The organism is Marinobacter sp. W-8 (genome assembly GCF_044342215.1).
Classification (GTDB): domain Bacteria; phylum Pseudomonadota; class Gammaproteobacteria; order Pseudomonadales; family Oleiphilaceae; genus Marinobacter; species Marinobacter nauticus.
Genome location: NZ_CP172297.1, coordinates 3,239,273 through 3,256,263, shown reverse-complemented (window position 1 = coordinate 3,256,263; position 16,991 = coordinate 3,239,273). Strand labels below are relative to the sequence as shown.

The following is a 16,991-nucleotide window of genomic DNA, read 5'->3' as shown; positions in this document are numbered from 1 at the left end:
TTCTTAGTGGCGGGGCGGCTTTCTCGTCTTTGCGTTGAGCCTGGCCAAACCTATAGCAATTTGCTGCATAAGATTCGTTCCTGCCTTTGGCCTCAACTGGATGCCCTGGTCGGGCCGCCGTTTGTGGCTGGCGTATGGTATATACTCTGGTGAAGCCTTACGCTGCCGGCGTGTTCTTGGTGAATACGCCCAACTATTCCGCATAATATCCAGCCGCCCTGGGGTGTTCAGCCGGAGCACCTGAAGCGTCATCTCGTCGTTTTTCTGTTTCCAGGTATCGTTATCCATGTCTCGCCAGTAACGGGGCGGCCGATTGGTTCGTCGGTCGTGTTCGGCGGTGACCGGGTCATTGGCGCGATGTTCTTCCCACAGGGGAATGTCCGGCAGTGGCCGGCTGGTGTCCATGAAGTTCTGGAACATGTCCCACAGGGCGTAGCACTCCTCGGGGTTGGTTTTGCCGATCAGGGTGCCTATGGGGATCAGGATGTTGCGGTACCGATGGGCCAGGTACAGGGTGTGCACCACCCCGCCGCCGTGGATCAGTTCGTTGGAGGTGTAAGCGTCAAACTCGTAAAACGGCGCGGTTTCTTCTTCCGGCTGGCCGGTTTTACCCCAGGTGCCTTTTTTATCGTAGTGAAACACCGTTACCAGGCCCGTGCGGCGATTGAGTTCCCACAGCGGGCCCTTGTCCGGCTTGATGAGCTGCCGGGGGAAGAGTTTGAACAGGGCGGTGGGGATGAGGTTGCAGGCGATAAGGGGGGCAAATACCCATGCCGCAAAATAGGCCCAGTCCGCTAGATAATCAAGATGGCCCACACTTGCTGGCTTATCGTAGTAATAAACTCCCAAAGTGAAGAGCATGGGTATGGCTACGAAACCAATGATTACAGGATTGCCAAAAGCATTGATGAACAATAGAATTCGAGTTCTCAAGGCAGCATTGGCAGCTCGGTAGCATTCATGGTCAATGCGCTGATGGCTCTGCAGGTCTCCGAACGGGGTCGGGTTTTTCTCGAACTGCCGGAGCACTTCGGGACGATTTCGCCGTCGAATGATCTGTGGCACGACATCCTCTGTGTGCCCCCAAGGCAGTTTCCGGTCGGCTTTTCGGTTAAACCAGGGCAGTGCCGGGTTGGCGCCCGGTGCCGGGCGCTTTTGCTGGGGGAGATGTCCGGAATCATAGGCCTTCGGGCCGTAGTATCCCGATGCAGGTTTATCGGTTGTCATGCCGTGGTTGCCATTACGTTCACTCAGTGGCCTGTCGTGGGGCAACGGGCCGCTGTCGCCGAGGCCTTGGTGAGGACACCCAACTATTCCGCATGATATCCAGCCGTCCCGGGGTGTTCAGCCGCAGCACCTGAATTGCCATCTCGTCGTTTTTCTGTTTCCAGGTGTCGTTATCCATATCCCGCCAGTAACGGGGTGGGCGGTTTGTTCGCCGGTCGTGTTCGGCGGTGACCGGGTCGTTGGGGCGGTGTTCTTCCCAGAGGGGAATGTCCGGCAGGGGGCGGCTGGTATCCATGAAGTTCTGGAACATGTCCCACAGGGCGTAGCATTCCTCGGGGTTGGTTTTGCCGATCAGTGTGCCGATGGGGATCAGAATGTTGCGGTACCGGTGGACCAGATACAGGGTGTGCACCACCCCGCCGCCGTGGATCAATTCGTTGGAGGTGTAGGCATCAAACTCGTAGAAAGGGGCGGTTTCTTCCTCCGGCTGGCCGGTTTTGCCCCAGGTGCCTTTTTTGTCGTAGCGGAACACCGTTACCAGGCCAGTGCGGCGATTGAGTTCCCACAGCGGGCCCTTGTCGGGCTTGATAAGCTGCCGGGGGAAGAGTTTGAACAGGGCAGTGGGGATGAGGTTGCAGGCGATAAAGGGGGCATAGACAAGGGCGACAAAGGGTGAAAAATCGACGATTGCATCGAGAAAGCCAGTTCCAGAGGGTTGGTGATACCAATTGGTTAAAAATGTGAAAAGCATCGGGAAGGCAATGAATGCCATAATTATTGGGTTGCCAAAAGCATTGATGAACAACAGAATTCGAGTTCTCAAGGCAGCATTGGCAGCTCGGTAGCATTCATGGTCAATGCGCTGATGGCTCTGCAGGTCTCCGAACGGGGTCGGGTTTTTCTCGAACTGCCGGAGCACTTCGGGACGATTTCGCCGTCGAATGATCTGTGGCACGACATCCTCTGTGTGCCCCCAAGGCAGTTTCCGGTCGGCTTTTCGGTTAAACCAGGGCAGTGCCGGGTTGGCGCCCGGTGCCGGGCGCTTCTGCTGGGGGAGATGTCCGGAATCATAGGCCTTCGGGCTGTAGTATCCCGATGCAGGTTTATCGGTTGTCATCCCGTGGCTCCCGGGTTGCTGAATTCATTGATCCAGAAAAGCTGCTTTTTGTCGCTGAAGTCCGGCTCCGTATGCTCATTGTCTCTGGCGTCAAAAATAGTTGAATCCTTGGGTGGCGGTGCGGGAAACGCGAGTTCCCGGATGCCCGTTTCCACACGGATTTGGGCTTTTGGTTGCCAGGTATAGCTCACATTGTGAGTGCTGAGCGGTATGCCAAGGAATTTGGTCGTTTCCGTATGGGGAGAGGGTGTTCTGACGATGTATTCGTAACCATCCGGCGTGACGCCCTCCCGGAGAATGTAGCTTTGCATTTCGGTGCCTGGAACTTGCTGAGGGGCCAATGGAACCGAGTGGTTGCTGTCTTGCTTAACTCGGTGGCTGAGCAGTTGAAGCTTGAACGTCATTTGTTGTTCCGTGAAGCCGGTCAAGCCCGGTAAATTGGTTTCCAGGCGGATGAGGTGTGTTGCCTGGGCAAGATCATGATTGTCCAACCCCTGGCGTTTCAGCGCTACGCGGGTAATTTCCGGAATCGGGGATAGGGTTACCCGCACCTGAGAGAGCAAGTAGACCAGCCGGTACCAGGCTTCCAGAGCATTGTTGTCGCCTTGCAGGTGGGGCAGTCCGTCATGTTCACCGAAAGGGCCGTTTTTGAGCCAGTTCTCTATAGGTTCATCTTCGTAGAGTGCCACAAGTGCCGCACCACCAAGGATCAGGCATAGGCCGGCCCAGCCCAGAGGGCCCATGCCTAGCAGAGTGAGTTGGGCTGGAATCATCGCTGATAGCGTTGTTGCAACTCCCCCTACAGTAACAATGCCATGCCCGAGTGCTGCCTGATCGCCTGTATTTATTGCATAAATGGTGTCAGACAGGCTGACGCCTGTGAGGGCCAACCCTCCAATACCGCCGAGCAGCATTTTTACGGTCAGCGCTTTTGCACCGAAGAATTGGGCGATAGCGGTGGCAGCTTGGTGCTCGAATTCATAGCTGAGAACAGCAGCGATGCTTCGTTTGAGGCTTTCATTGGCAAAACGTTCACCGAGTAAAATGCTGGCGAGTCCAGCGCTGTAGTAGCTGGCCAGGACTCCCAGGTCGGCTCTTACGGCACCTCTTTCTCGTGTTGTTTTAGCGTGTGACGCGGAAGCATTCGCCACATTAACCGCCTCAATAGCCAGCACCACCAACGGCAAAGCCGGTGTATTCAGCACCCGGTGCAACCGGCTTCGTTCGGTAGCGTTGAGGTCCACCCGGTGTGCCTTCGCTTCGCTCTCCAGCTTGCGAATCTCCGCGTTGATATCCCGAATCCGGCCGCCGGTCTGTTTCAGTTCGTCGACCACCTGATTGTACCGGCTCTGGGCCGCCTGCAACTTCGCCCTGAGTTCTTCGTGGTTGCCATTGGCTTCGGCCAGGGCCCGGCGTGCCAGGGTCAGCTGATTCTCGGCCCGAGTCAGTGCCTGGATAGCCTGGGTGGTGGGCTTGTCCCGGCTCAGAACCCAAACCAGGGCCTTGCCTGCGGCGGGTGTTTCCGGGTTATAGCGTGCGCCGTCTGGCCCCAGGTCTTCCAGGCCGAGTACGTATTTGCCTTGGGCAATGGCGTCGCTCAGGGGCATTTGCCGTAAATCGGGCAGCATTTCCGGCATGGCGCGGCGTATACCTTCCATCGGGTTCGCCATGGCGGCAATGCGCTGGGCCATCAGGCGCTGCTGGATAGCCTGCCGGGTTTGGGCGTGTTGCTGTTCCAACCGCGCACTGGCGTCATCGAAGTCTTTGAGGGCTTTGGCGGCGGCCTGTTCTTTCCTGAAGGCTTCGTCGCTGTTGCGCTTCATCCATTCCCGGCTGGCCGCGTCGTGTTCGGCTTTCAGGGCGGCGCGGCGCTGGGCCAGGCGGGTTTGTTCGTCAGTCAGGTTCTGGAGTTGTCTGTCGTTGTTCTCCAGCGCGGCCATGGCGGAACGGATGGACTGGTGCAGCTCAGTATGTGAGCTGTCCAATGCCTTCATGCCGGAGTTCATGCCCGCGAGCATCAGTGTGGTCAGTGCGCCGCTTTGAATGTCATCAGCTAAACGCAGTCCTTCCACCGTCAGTATTTCGCTCAAATCCTCCGGCAAATCCAGCGTTTCCAGGGCGGCGAGTGCAGCGCCCCGGAATACACCCGTGCCATCGTTGGGTTCAGGCGTTTCCGGGGGCTGGTAGGGTTCGGTTTGACTGTCTGGTGTGGTTTGCGGCCACAACATGCGGGCGAGAGAGACTTCCTCTCGCGAGGCACTGGCGGCGGCCTGCTCCGTACAAAGCGATCTTACCCAGGCCTTGCCGTCGCTGTCCGGGCTGGGCTGGCTGTGCTCTGGGTCCAGTGGGTCCTGCTTGCATACAGGCTCCAGAGTATCGTTGATAAACCGCCCGGCGCAGCGGAAAGCGCCTGCGTAGTCGAAACCTTCGGTGCAGAACAGGTCTGCCAGGGCTTGCTGATAGGGCTGGCGTTTCAGGCATTGCAGCAGTTCGGCCTGGGCCAGGGTCAGGTAGTGTTGGCCCAGGGTGCGCTCTTCGGTCATCAGTACCCGACGAATTTTCTGCCGGCCGCTGGAGGGCAACGCCAGGCTGTATTTGAACAGCGGGTTCTTCTGGCGACCGATCCGGCCCGGCAGGATGATCTGGTTTACCAGGAGGGCGTTTTCCAGTTGCGGATTTTTACGGGCTTTTTCGGCACACAGTTCCAGCAGGTGGCGCGCCGTGTTGATGCGTGCTTGCTGGTGCCGCATCTCGTAAAAATGATCTTCAATGCGCAGGCCGCACACGCCCCGGTTTCTCAAATCTTCAAGGACGTCTGTTTGGCAATCGCTGGTTCGCCACTCATCGTAGCTGAATGGCCGCTTCGCTTGGCTTTCGCTGGACCGGTCCAGATCTTTTTGAATCGCAATGCCGAGCGCGGCCGGCTCGGGGTGTTCGAAGGGGGCCAGGGGCTCGGTGCGCTCACCGGTATTCCACTCTTCATAAAGGCTGGCCGCCATATCCAGGGCTTTGCCGGCGTAGGTTCCGGTGGTATCGGCCAGGTATTCCCAGGGCCGCTCAAACTGCCATTCTTTGGCGGGTGCCCTGGGCCTTTGCGCTTCAACTTTGTCTAATCGGAATACGGTTCGTTTAGCGGCATCTGGCCAGCGGGCAAAGCCCATCTGGGGTTGGTCGGCGGGGTAAAGGTCCCGGAACTGGCTGCACCGGTAATGTCGAAGCCCGGAATCGCTCTGCAGGCAATTCAGCCGCGCTGCAGAGAGGGGAGATTCGCTGAAGGCGGCTTCAAGGGACTGGTCCTGGCCGTCAAGGCGAACGGGTACCCAGACATCGGCCAGCGGTTTGCCCACGGCGGGGCGGCGGTCTTCGGTAAATTGTCCGTCTTCCGTGCGATGGTCCGCGAGCCTTACGTCGCGGAATTGCGGCCGGTTGCCTTCCCAGGCGATTTGCAGCTCTCGCCAGAGCATGCCGTTGCGGAACAGATACAGAAACCCGGGGCGGGCGAGAGCCGGCCAGGTCAGGTGCTTGCCTTCGTGATTCATTCCCCGTACCCAGGCCATTGGCACGGTTGGCATCAGGATATTGGTGGTGGTTTCGGAATGGATGCTTTCGGGCGCCGGGGCATCTGTGAGCGGAAGGTGAATCGGCGCGCCGGATTCTGCGTCCACCTCCAGCACCGCCCGGCTGGCAGGCTGAGTGCGCCAGGGCCATATGTGCAGGGCGGATTCCGCATTGCTGACCTCGCGCAGATAACTTTTCTGGATACCATCCGGCAGGCGCCGTTCAACTCCGGGGTAAGCCGACTCGGCAGTCTGAAATACCACCGGGCGTTGCCCCTTGCTGTGGTTGTTGCCAAGCACTGCAACAATGAAATCGCAGAAGGTGCAGGGAGGGCCGTCGGAAAGGCGGCTGTGGGCCAGATTGCTCATGGTGACGTTCCTTATCAAGGGCTGAGAGAAGCTCCATGCTTCAATGCTTCGGAATTTTATATGGCCCGGATGGTGATGTCACATTGCTGCACCTGTCAGTGCCGGAATGTGTGATGCGTTTCGGTAGCTTGAAACCAGTCCGGGCTAACCTCTCTGGTGATGGTACCGATCTACGAATTCGGCAACGAAGAAACCCGCCAGAAATATCTGCCCAAGCTGGCCTCTGGCGAGTGGATTGGCTGCTTCGGCTTAACAGAGCCCAATCATGGCTCTGATCCAGGCTCGATGATTACTCGCGCCCGCAAGGTGGAAGGCGGCTATCGCCTGACCGGTAGCAAAATGTGGATCACCAACAGCCCTATTGCCGACGTGTTTGTGGTTTGGGCGAAGGACGACGACGGTGCCATCCGCGGTTTTGTGCTGGAAAAGGGCTGGGAGGGCCTGAGTGCTCCTGCGATTCATGGCAAGGTAGGCCTGCGGGCATCCATCACCGGCGAAATCGTGATGGATGGGGTGTTTGTGCCAGAGGAAAATGCCTTCCCGGACGTGCGTGGGCTGAAAGGCCCGTTTACCTGTCTGAATTCCGCCCGCTACGGTATTTCCTGGGGCGCCCTGGGTGCGGCCGAGGATTGCTGGCACACCGCCCGACAATATGTGCTGGACCGTCAACAGTTTGGCCGGCCTCTGGCGGCCAATCAGTTGATCCAGAAAAAACTGGCGGATATGCAGACCGAGATCTCACTGGCCCTGCAAGGCTGCCTGCGTCTGGGGCGGATGATAGACGAAGGCACTGCCGCCGTGGAGGTTACGTCCATCATGAAGCGCAACTCCTGCGGCAAGGCTCTGGATGTGGCCAGGCTCGCCCGGGACATGCTCGGTGGCAACGGCATCAGCGATGAATTCGGCGTGGCCCGCCACCTGGTGAACCTGGAAGTGGTGAACACTTATGAAGGCACCCACGATGTCCATGCCCTGATTCTGGGGCGGGCACAGACCGGGATCCAGGCTTTCTTCTGAAGGCTGGTGTAATGCTGAAACGGGCTGTCCTTCTGTGGGGCAGCCCGTTTTTTTATGGCTGAAGTTCAGTCTGGCCAAAGCAACAGTCAGACTGAAAGCGCGTCAGTTGGCAAAGAACATCCAGTCAAAATAGTCGTGCAAATCCTGCATGGCCCAGGCTTCTGCCGGTTGGGTCAGTTCGAACAACAGGTTTTGGTCTTTGGCGAGTTTCATGGCGTTACCTCACGTCGTTGCGATGGGAATGCGAGTTCGCTGTCGCCAGCGTATCCAAGCTTTTGCATTGGCCGTGCCAAATCTTTCGGCAGAAGGTAAGTTTATGAAAATGTTAGGTAAGGAATGATTGGTTTTGAGGCTGGAAGATGAGAGCTGAGCAGGAATGGTGCCGGTGCACCATCCTGGAACGAAAAACCCCGGCCAAAGCCGGGGTAATTCTGAGTTAACTTCTGATAGGAAGGATCAGAAGTTGTACTGTGCGGCGAACATGATGCGGTTGGCGTCTTTGCTGTCGCCATCCACGTTTTCTGTATCCCAGTAGCCGTATTCAACGCCCATCATGGTGTTTTTCACCGGAGTCCACTGGTAGTTCAGGAACACGTTCTGGTTGGTTTCTTGAGCTCCGCCCACGCCGACGATGTTGTCGTCTTCCGCGTCATCCCAGTCAGCTTTGGTCATGCCATAGCCGAGATTGATGCTTCTGCCGCCACCGAGGCTGATTCCAGTCCCGATTGAGCCACCGTAAGTGGTAATGGTTTCGAGGCTGTCGCCATCGAGGTAGGCATCGTTAGCACCCGACAGATAGACGTAGCTGTTTGCGCCATTACCATAGTTAAGCGCACCCTGAATTGTAACCATGTCGGTCAACTGGAACTTAAGCGCACCAAATGCGGCAAAGCCGATGGCTGAGTCGTCGTCGCTGCCATCGTCATAGCTAACCTGTTTCATCAGCGCCGCAGCCGAGTAGGACACAGCGCCGGCTGAATCCTCCACCCGAACCGTAAAGGTTGGCATGCTATCTTTTGCAGAGCTCAGTGTTGACCGCTCGCTTTCGGCAGCGTCCCATGCGTAGATCGAACCCTTATTTTCTTCAACAGAGAACGAGAAGGGGCCGCTGGTGTAACGAGCCTGAACGCTCCGGAGTTGATAGCCGGCCCAACCTGCCTGGCCGGTAAAGTCCAGGACTGAAGTATTACCGACGAAAGAGTTGTAGTTTGACCAAGTCTGACCGATCAGCCAGTTTTCATACTGACCGTAGGCATGCCGAAGACGGAAATCGCCTCCGTAAAAATCGCCCTCAACGTTTACTTTTACGCCCTCTGAGTGTGTGGCAGTAAAGCCGAAGCGTGACTGTTGGGCAGAGGCGCCGAAATGCCCGTCAATTTCATCGTTTGAGCTGGTGAGATTGCCGAAAGAGCCTGACTGACTGCTATCAGCAATGTCAGCATCCATGTCATAGCTAGCATTCATGCGCACATAGCCGTAGAGGCTAGCGTCAACGTCGCCTGCGTTCAGGTTAAACGCCTGAGCCTGAGAAGCCAGACCCATAACCGTCATAGCCGCCGTCGCACGAATTGCCATTCTTAATTTGTTGCTTTGCATTGTTGTTGTCTCCACACGTTTATTGTTGTTGGACCCACAGACAAAGTAGTTACGAATCTATGACAATTCAAACAGAATCGGTGATTATTTAGACGAATGTCTATAGGCCTTCGATTCAGTCATGGTGGCATTCGGAGGAGTACTTTGGTCGTAATGGGCAAGATGACTTTCAAACACGAGATGCTATCTGAACCTACGTTTGCCTTCGTCGATATTGAAACCACCGGCGGCAATGCCCAGCGGGACCGGATTACCGAAATTGGTATCCGCTTCTGGCGCAACGGGGCCGTTGTGGGGGAATGGCAAACGCTCCTGAACCCGGAAGCCCGGATCTCCGGGTTCATCGAACGACTGACGGGTATCTCCAATGCCATGGTGGCGAGTGCCCCTCGTTTTGAGACCATTGCAGACGAGCTGGAGCGGCACCTGGACGGGTGCATTTTTGTCGCCCACAACGCACGCTTTGATTACGGTTTTATCAAGAGTGAATTCCGCAGATTGGGGCGACTGTTCAGTGCCCGGGTGCTTTGCACTGTTCGACTTTCCCGGGCGCTCTATCCGGAGGCCGAACGCCATAACATGGATGCGCTGATCGCCCGGCACGGATTACCCCCTGTTGAGCGCCACCGGGCCATGGGCGATGTCACTGCCATGCTGGCGTTCTTTGAACACACCTTGCTTGAGCAGGGCGAAGACACCGTTGGTGCCACCATCAACCGCCTGCTCCAGCGCCCCAGTACACCCTCCAACGTACCCGCGGAAATGCTCGCTGACTTGCCTGCGGGGCCCGGTGTGTACCGGTTTTACGGTGATAACGATGTACTGCTGTATGTGGGCAAAAGCACCAATATTCGCCAGCGGGTGGCCTCGCATTTTTCTGGTGATCATCAGAGCAGCCGTGGAATCCGGCTGTCCGAAAGCCTGCGCCGGGTGGAGTACACCGAAACTGCCGGAGAGCTGGGTGCCCTGTTGCTGGAACTCAAACAGATAAAGACCCTGAGCCCGCTGTACAACCGTCGCTCACGGGCGGCGAAAAACCTGGTCAGCATCGCCCTGCACCCGGACAACTCCGGCTACCTGAATGCCGAGTTGGCCAGAACCATCAAGCCGGATCAACTGGGAGATTACTTCGGCCTGTTTCGCAGCAAGCGGGACGCGTTAAGTGCGTTACGGGGCATCGCCAGCAAAAACGACTTGTGCGGAAAACTCCTGGGACTGGAGCCGGCAACCCCGGGACCATGCTTTCAACGATCCCTGGGGCGGTGCAAAGGTGCCTGTGAAGGCGCGGAAGACGTCACCCGGTTCAACCTGCGCATGCAGATCGCTTTCCATAATCTGCGTCTGAAAACCTGGCCCTGGCCCGGCCCCGTCGCCCTGGCCGAAGAAAACCCGGAAAACGGACGCACGGACTGGCTGATCATCTGGAACTGGATTCATGTAGAAACGCTGCGCAGCGACCAGCACACCGAGGCCGATCTGTACGACTATCAGCCCGGGGAAGACCCGGTCACCTTTGATCTGGATTCCTACAAGCTGCTCATTAAAGCGCTCCTGGGGAAAGATCGAAACCACCATCGCATCATCGAGTTACATGCTATAACACAACCGGCTGTTCTTATGCCCTGAGTGGCGTATTATGGGGAGGAATCCATCCACTCAGAGAGAGATCCATGAACAGAGAACCTGTCTCCCGCGAACTTTTTGATGAAGTCATGGTGCCCAACTACGCCCCCGGAACCATTATCCCGGTGCGAGGCGAAGGCTCCCGCGTGTGGGATCAGGAAGGCCGAGAATTCGTGGATTTGCAGGGTGGTATTGCCGTCACCAGCCTTGGCCACGCCCATCCGGGGCTATTGGGTGCGTTACAGGAACAGTCAGAAAAAATCTGGCACCTGTCGAACGTCATGACCAACGAGCCTGCCTTGCGGCTGGCCAAAACCCTGTGTGACCTCACCTTCGCCGAGCGGGTGTTCTTTGCAAACTCCGGCGCTGAAGCCAACGAAGCTGCCTTCAAACTGGCCCGTCGCTACGCCTGGGAACACTACGGTCCGGAAAAACACGAGATCATTTCGTTCAAGAACTCCTTCCACGGCCGCACCCTGTTCACCGTCAGCGTGGGTGGCCAGCCCAAATACCTGGAAGGCTTTGAACCGGCCCCCGGCGGCATCCATCACGCCGAATTCAACAACCTGGGCTCGGTAAAAGCGCTGATCTCCAAAGAGAAAACCTGCGCTGTCGTGGTCGAGCCCGTCCAGGGCGAAGGCGGCGTCATGCCGGCAGATCCCGAATTCCTGCAAGGGCTGCGAGAGCTCTGCGACGAACACAACGCCCTGCTGGTCTTCGACGAAGTCCAAAGTGGCGTGGGCCGCACCGGCTACCTGTACGCCTACGAAATGTACGGCGTAACACCGGACATCCTCTCCAGCGCCAAAGGCCTGGGCGGCGGCTTCCCGGTTGCCGCCATGCTGACCACCGCCAAAGTCTCGGCCAGCCTGGGCGTAGGCACCCACGGCAGCACCTACGGCGGCAACGCGTTGGCTTGCGCCGTGGCCCAGAAAGTCATCGACACCGTCAGCCAGCCGGAAATCCTCAAGGGCGTCAAAGCCCGCTCCGAGAAATTGCGCAAAGGCATGATGGACATCGGTGAACGCTACGGCGTGTTCTCCGAAGTTCGCGGTGCTGGTCTACTCTTGGGTTGTGTGCTGACCGAACAGTGGCAGGGCAAGGCCAAAGACTTCCTGAACGCCGGCCTGGATGAGGGCGTGATGGTCCTGGTAGCCGGAGCCAATGTGGTGCGGCTGGCGCCTTCGCTGATCATTCCGGAAACGGACATTGAGGAAGCATTAGAGCGTTTCGAAGCGGCAGTAAAAAAGCTGACGGCTGAGTAACATCTAGCCCTTGGGGCCGGGGTCGCCCTCCGGAAATGTCGGAGGCCATGGATGGCCGGAGAGAAGCGCACAGGGGTTCGGCCGAGCGCTTATGAAGCAAAGCTTCATGCGACAGCCGAACGACCACAATCTGCGATTGTGGGCCGGACCCCGGAGGGGAGCTCGTAGCGGTTTCCGGAGGGCGACCCCAGTTCCAAGGGCGGGCGAGCTGGCTCCATCGCTCGCACCCGTCCGATAAAGGAGCGCATCATGTGGCGAGTCAGACCAGCCAAACTGGATGACCTGCAACAAATCCTGGACATAGCCGGCGCCCAAACCGCCAGGCTCTCGTCCACCCTGCCCAAAACCGAAGAAACCCTGGCCCGGAAAATCCAACACGCCCGAGCCTCCCTGGCCGACAACGCCCCCGAAGGCACTCCGCGCCGCTTTCTGTTCGTACTCGAAAACACCGACACCGGTGAAATCGCCGGCACCGCAGGTATCGACAGCCGCGCCGGCAACGGCCACCCGTTTTACAATTACCGGCGCGACTACCTCATCCACGCCTCCCACGAACTCAACGTCTCGCGCCGCGTCGAAGTCCTGTACCCGAGCCACGCCCTGACCGACCTGACCCTGCTGTGCTCCTTCACCCTGAAAGAACAACACCGCAACACCCCGGTCTTCGAGCTGCTATCCCGGGCCCGAATGATGTTCATTGCCAGCCACCGGGCATGGTTCACCAACCGAACGGTGGTTGAAATCCAGGGCATACAGCACGAAAACGGCAGCGTGCCCTTCTGGGACAGCCTGGGGCGACATTTCTTCAATATGGACTTTGAAACCGCCGATCAATACTCCGGCCAGCTCAGCAAAACCTTTATCGCCGAACTCATGCCGCCGAACCCGGTGTACGTCACCCTGCTCAGTACCGAGGCTCAGGAAGCCCTCGGTCAGCCCCATCCACTGACGGAGCCTAACTATCAGCTGCTTCAGCGCGAAGGTTTTCAGCCCGGTTGCTACGTCGATATCTTTGATGGCGGACCGGTGATGGAAGTACGCACTGACAGCCTGAAAACCCTGGTGACCAGTCAACCCAAAAAGCTGCACGGCAGCCACCAGGACAATGGCGAAACCTGCCTGATCAGCGCCGGCGAAGGTGAGCACTTCCGCTGCCTGTTGACCCCGGTGGCAGAAACGTTGGCGGATGATGTGAAAGTGCCGGTGAGCACCTGGCATGGCCTGGAAAGCAGCGCCGGCGACCCGGTAAGGATTTCACCGTTATGAGCATGCAAATACAGGGGAGGGCGTAACATGCTGGTGATCCGCCCGCTTCAGTCGGACGATCTGGAAGATCTCTATGCCATGTCCCAGAAGGCCGGCAAAGGCCTGACCACACTGCCCGCCGACCGGGAATTGCTCCAGCGCAAGATCGACCGCGCCCGTGAATCCTTCAATCAACGCTGCGCGCCGGAAGCGGCCCTGTATCTGTTTGCGCTGGAAGATATCCGGGCCAGAAAAACCGTTGGCATCAGTGGCATCGAGGCCCGGGTTGGTCTCGAAGAAGTGTTCTACAATTACCGACTGAGTGTCACGGTCAATGCCTCGAAAGAGCTGGGTGTGCATGTGCGCACGCCCACGCTGAACCTCTCCAACGACATGACCGACACCACCGAAATCTGCTCGCTGCTGCTTTCGGACGAGTATCAGGGCGGTGGCAATGGCCTGTTGTTGTCTCGCTGTCGCTTTATGTTCCTGGACGATTTCCGTAAACGTTTTTCCGACAAAGTGTTCGCGGAAATGCGTGGGGTCTCGGACAAAGACGGCAAAAGCCCCCTGTGGGACGCCCTGGGCAGCAAGTTTTTTGACATGGAGTTCAGCCAGGCCGACATGCTCTCCGGGCTTGGCAATAAATCGTTCATTGCTGAACTGATGCCGAAATACCCCATCTACCTGCCCATGCTGCCAGACGCCGCGCGGGCGGTCGTTGGCATGGTGCACGATAACACCCGGCCGGCGCTGAAGATGCTGCAGGCGGAGGGTTTCAACTTCAACGGCATGGTGGATATCTTCGATGGCGGGCCTGTGGTTGAGGCCTTTGTCCATAACATTCGTACGGTGCGGGAAGCGGTCAACCGGCATGCCATGGTGGTCAGTCACAGCGTTGATCTGGATGTGCCGCCAGAGCAGCGGGTGATGATTTCGAATCGGTCGTTCCGGGACTTTCGGGTAACCACCATACCCATGAACTGCATCGGGCCCGACACTGTCAAAATTCCCAAAGTGCTGGCAGAGGCCCTGCTAGTGGAGTCGGGCGATCCGGTGCGTATTGCCCCCTTGAAGGAGGGCGCCTTGTCGCCCATCCGTCCAAACAATTCCGAACCGGGAGGTGGTAAACAATGGCAAACCTGACAGGCAATGTGTACATCGACGGGCTCTGGCTGCAAGGCCACGGAGCGCCCTTTGAATCGGTGCAGCCGGTGACAGGTGAAACGGTCTGGGATGGCAATGCTGCCAGTCTCGAAGATGTGGACGCAGCGGTTCGGGAAGCTCGCAAGGCATTTCTGGCCTGGCGCCGGAAAAGTCTCGCAGAACGCCAGGCGGTGATTGAGGCCTTTGGCGAACTGCTTGAGGCCAACAAGGAAGAACTGGCCCATCAAATCGGCCTGGAAACGGGAAAGCCTCTCTGGGAGTCCCGCACTGAAGTGGCGGCCATGATGGGTAAAATCCCGATCTCCGTGAAAGCCTACAACGAGCGCACAGGCCATACCGAATCCGACGTGGCTGGTGGTCATGCAGTGTTGCGTCATCGCCCCCATGGCGTGGTGGCTGTGTTTGGCCCCTATAACTTCCCCGGCCATCTGCCCAACGGACACATTGTGCCGGCCTTGCTGGCCGGTAATACCGTAGTGTTCAAACCCAGCGAACTGACCCCGGGGGTGGCGGAACTCACCGTCAGGCTCTGGGAAAAAGCCGGTCTGCCGGATGGGGTGATCAACCTGGTACAAGGCGGTTCCGATACCGGCAAATGTCTGGCCCGGCACCCGCTGATTGACGGTTTGTTCTTTACCGGCAGTTCCACCGTGGGGCACCTGCTGCACGAACAGTTCGGCGGCCAGCCGGAGAAAATCCTGGCGCTGGAGATGGGCGGCAATAACCCGCTGATCGTCCAGAACGTGTCGGATCTGGATGGCGCCGTGCACCATGCGCTGCAGTCCGCGTTCCTGTCGGCCGGGCAGCGCTGTACCTGCGCTCGCCGGTTACTGGTGCCCAAAGGCAAGAAGGGCGATGAATTTCTGGCACGGCTGGTGGAAGTGGCGGCCCGCATCACCGTAGCGGAATTCGATGCTGACCCGCAGCCGTTCATGGGCTCGGTGATCTCAGCCGAAGCGGCGAACCAATTGCTCAAGGCCCAGGCCGCAATGCTGGAAAAAGGCGCGACCTCTCTGCTGGAAATGAAACAGCTCAAGCCCGATACCGGCCTGTTGTCGCCGGGGATTGTGGACGCGACCGGGATAGGGCTGGAAGACCAGGAGTTTTTCGGCCCGCTGCTGACGGTATATCGCTACAAAGGCTTTGATGAGGCTCTGGAGCTTGCCAACAACACCCGCTACGGCCTGTCTGCCGGCATCCTGAGCGATGACCGCAAACTCTACAACCGCCTGGTGGAGGAAGTGCGTGCCGGTATTGTTAACTGGAATAGGCCCCTAACCGGTGCCAGCAGTGCCGCACCGTTCGGCGGTGTCGGTGCCAGCGGTAACCATCGCCCGAGCGCCTACTATGCGGCCGACTACTGTGCCTGGCCGATGGCCTCTCTGGAAGCCGGCAAGAGCGAGCTGCCGGACAGCCTGGCCCCGGGCCTGAATTTTGACTGACAGGAACAGCTGCCATGGTTAAGCATGCGGTAGAAGCAAACTTTGACGGCCTGGTGGGTCCGACCCATAACTACGCCGGGCTGTCCTGGGGCAATGTGGCCTCAAAATCCAACGTCAATGCGGTGGCCAACCCCAGGGAGGCGGCACTCCAGGGATTGGCGAAAATGAAGCGGCTGGCGGACCGGGGCTATGTACAGGGCATTCTGCCGCCCCACGAGCGCCCGCACATTCCCACACTCCGTGCGCTGGGCTTTGAAGGCAATGAGCGCCAGATTCTGGAAGCCGTAGCCAAAGCAGATCCCGCCATTCTGGCGGCGGTGTCGTCGGCGTCCTGTATGTGGACAGCGAACGCGGCTACCGTCTCCCCGAGTGCCGATACTGCGGATCACCGGGTGCACTTCACCCCGGCCAATCTCAGTGCCAAGTTCCACCGCTCCATTGAGCACCAGGTCACAGGTCGTTCGCTGAAAGCGATCTTTGGTGACGAAAGCTACTTTGCCCACCATCCGGCGCTGCCGTCAGTCAGCCATTTTGGTGATGAGGGCGCGGCCAACCACACCCGCCTGTGCAGTCGCTACGGGGAGCCGGGCGTTGAGCTGTTTGTGTATGGCCAGGTCGCGTTCAATGAATCCGCGCCGGCGCCAGGCAAGTACCCGGCGCGCCAGACCCTCGAAGCGTCACGGGCCATTGCCCGCCTGCATGGCCTGACCGATCGCCATGCCGTGTTTGCCCAGCAGAATCCGGCGGCTATCGATGCCGGTGTGTTTCACAACGATGTGATCGCCGTCGGTAATGGCAATTGCCTGTTCTATCACGAGCAGGCTTTTCTTGATGAAGCCCGGGTACTGGCAGACATCCAGGAACGCCTGACCGGTGCCGAGCTGGAAGCCGTGCGTGTTTCATCAGCGCAGGTGCCCATCGAAGATGCGGTGGCTTCCTATCTGTTCAACAGCCAGCTTCTGAATACCGCAGACGGCATGCTGCTGGCGGTACCGGGTGAGTGCCGGGAAGTGGCCTCGGTCAGCCGCTATCTGGATGAACTGGTGAAAGCCGACACGCCGATCACCGCGGTGGAAGTGTTTGATGTCAAACAGTCCATGCGCAATGGTGGTGGGCCTGCGTGTCTGCGCTTGCGGGTGGTGCTTAACGACGACGAGCTGCACGCCATCAACCGGGGTGTGATCCTGACCGATGCGCTGTATGAACGACTGACCTCCTGGGTTGAAGCCCACTACCGCGACCAGCTCAGCCAGCAGGACCTGGCCGACCCGATGTTACTGGAGGAAGTGCGCAAGGCGCTGGATGAACTGACCGGTATTCTTGGCCTCGGCAGCATCTACGATTTTCAGTTGTAAGGCTGGTCAGC

Annotated in this window: 10 protein-coding genes and 1 pseudogene; 7 read left to right on the top strand and 4 right to left on the bottom strand. The window is 58.4% G+C overall.

Going from position 1 to position 16,991, the window contains the following annotated elements; translation table 11 throughout:
* Positions 1 to 3: 3 nt before the first annotated feature.
* From ACF8YQ_RS15190 to ACF8YQ_RS15180, 3 genes are read right to left on the bottom strand one after another with little or no spacing between them, the layout of a single operon-like run.
* The gene (locus ACF8YQ_RS15190) at positions 4 to 1,227 is read right to left on the bottom strand and encodes a hypothetical protein (RefSeq protein WP_396621884.1); all 1,224 of its coding nucleotides are present in this window, start codon (positions 1,225 to 1,227) and stop codon (positions 4 to 6) included.
* A 19-nt stretch (positions 1,228 to 1,246) separates the two neighbouring features.
* A complete protein-coding gene (locus ACF8YQ_RS15185) occupies positions 1,247 to 2,344 on the bottom strand; it encodes a hypothetical protein (RefSeq protein ID WP_396621883.1) in 1,098 nt (365 codons plus the stop codon).
* Positions 2,341 to 6,270, bottom strand: coding sequence for an ABC transporter permease (locus ACF8YQ_RS15180; RefSeq protein WP_396621882.1), 3,930 nt, complete (start codon positions 6,268 to 6,270; stop codon positions 2,341 to 2,343). The genes ACF8YQ_RS15185 and ACF8YQ_RS15180 overlap by 4 nt, the downstream gene beginning before the upstream one ends.
* Before the next feature lie 147 nt (positions 6,271 to 6,417).
* Between ACF8YQ_RS15180 and ACF8YQ_RS15175 the strand changes: the two are divergent.
* Positions 6,418 to 7,287: pseudogene (locus ACF8YQ_RS15175) on the top strand (acyl-CoA dehydrogenase family protein); the annotation flags it as partial.
* 456 nt (positions 7,288 to 7,743) lie between these two features.
* Here ACF8YQ_RS15175 and ACF8YQ_RS15170 read toward each other — a convergent pair.
* On the bottom strand, positions 7,744 to 8,883 hold the full coding sequence (locus tag ACF8YQ_RS15170) for a DcaP family trimeric outer membrane transporter (RefSeq protein WP_396621881.1): 1,140 nt from the start codon (positions 8,881 to 8,883) through the stop codon (positions 7,744 to 7,746).
* Positions 8,884 to 9,045: 162 nt separating this feature from the next.
* On the opposite strand from ACF8YQ_RS15170, the gene ACF8YQ_RS15165 reads away from it, so the two are divergent.
* From ACF8YQ_RS15165 to astB, 6 genes are all read left to right on the top strand, one after another.
* A complete protein-coding gene (locus ACF8YQ_RS15165; RefSeq protein WP_396623315.1) occupies positions 9,046 to 10,509 on the top strand; it encodes an exonuclease domain-containing protein in 1,464 nt (487 codons plus the stop codon).
* Between the two features lie 44 nt (positions 10,510 to 10,553).
* Entirely contained in the window at positions 10,554 to 11,771 is a 1,218-nt protein-coding gene (locus tag ACF8YQ_RS15160) for an aspartate aminotransferase family protein (RefSeq protein ID WP_396621880.1), read from the top strand.
* 249 nt (positions 11,772 to 12,020) lie between these two features.
* On the top strand, positions 12,021 to 13,037 hold the full coding sequence (locus tag ACF8YQ_RS15155; RefSeq protein WP_396621879.1) for an arginine N-succinyltransferase: 1,017 nt from the start codon (positions 12,021 to 12,023) through the stop codon (positions 13,035 to 13,037).
* 27 nt (positions 13,038 to 13,064) lie between these two features.
* The gene (astA, locus tag ACF8YQ_RS15150; protein ID WP_396621878.1) at positions 13,065 to 14,162 is read left to right on the top strand and encodes an arginine N-succinyltransferase; all 1,098 of its coding nucleotides are present in this window, start codon (positions 13,065 to 13,067) and stop codon (positions 14,160 to 14,162) included.
* A complete protein-coding gene (astD, locus tag ACF8YQ_RS15145; RefSeq protein ID WP_396621877.1) occupies positions 14,150 to 15,625 on the top strand; it encodes a succinylglutamate-semialdehyde dehydrogenase in 1,476 nt (491 codons plus the stop codon). The genes astA and astD overlap by 13 nt, the downstream gene beginning before the upstream one ends.
* Positions 15,626 to 15,639: 14 nt before the next feature.
* On the top strand, positions 15,640 to 16,980 hold the full coding sequence (gene astB, locus ACF8YQ_RS15140) for an N-succinylarginine dihydrolase (protein ID WP_113879247.1): 1,341 nt from the start codon (positions 15,640 to 15,642) through the stop codon (positions 16,978 to 16,980).
* Positions 16,981 to 16,991 lie beyond the last annotated feature (11 nt).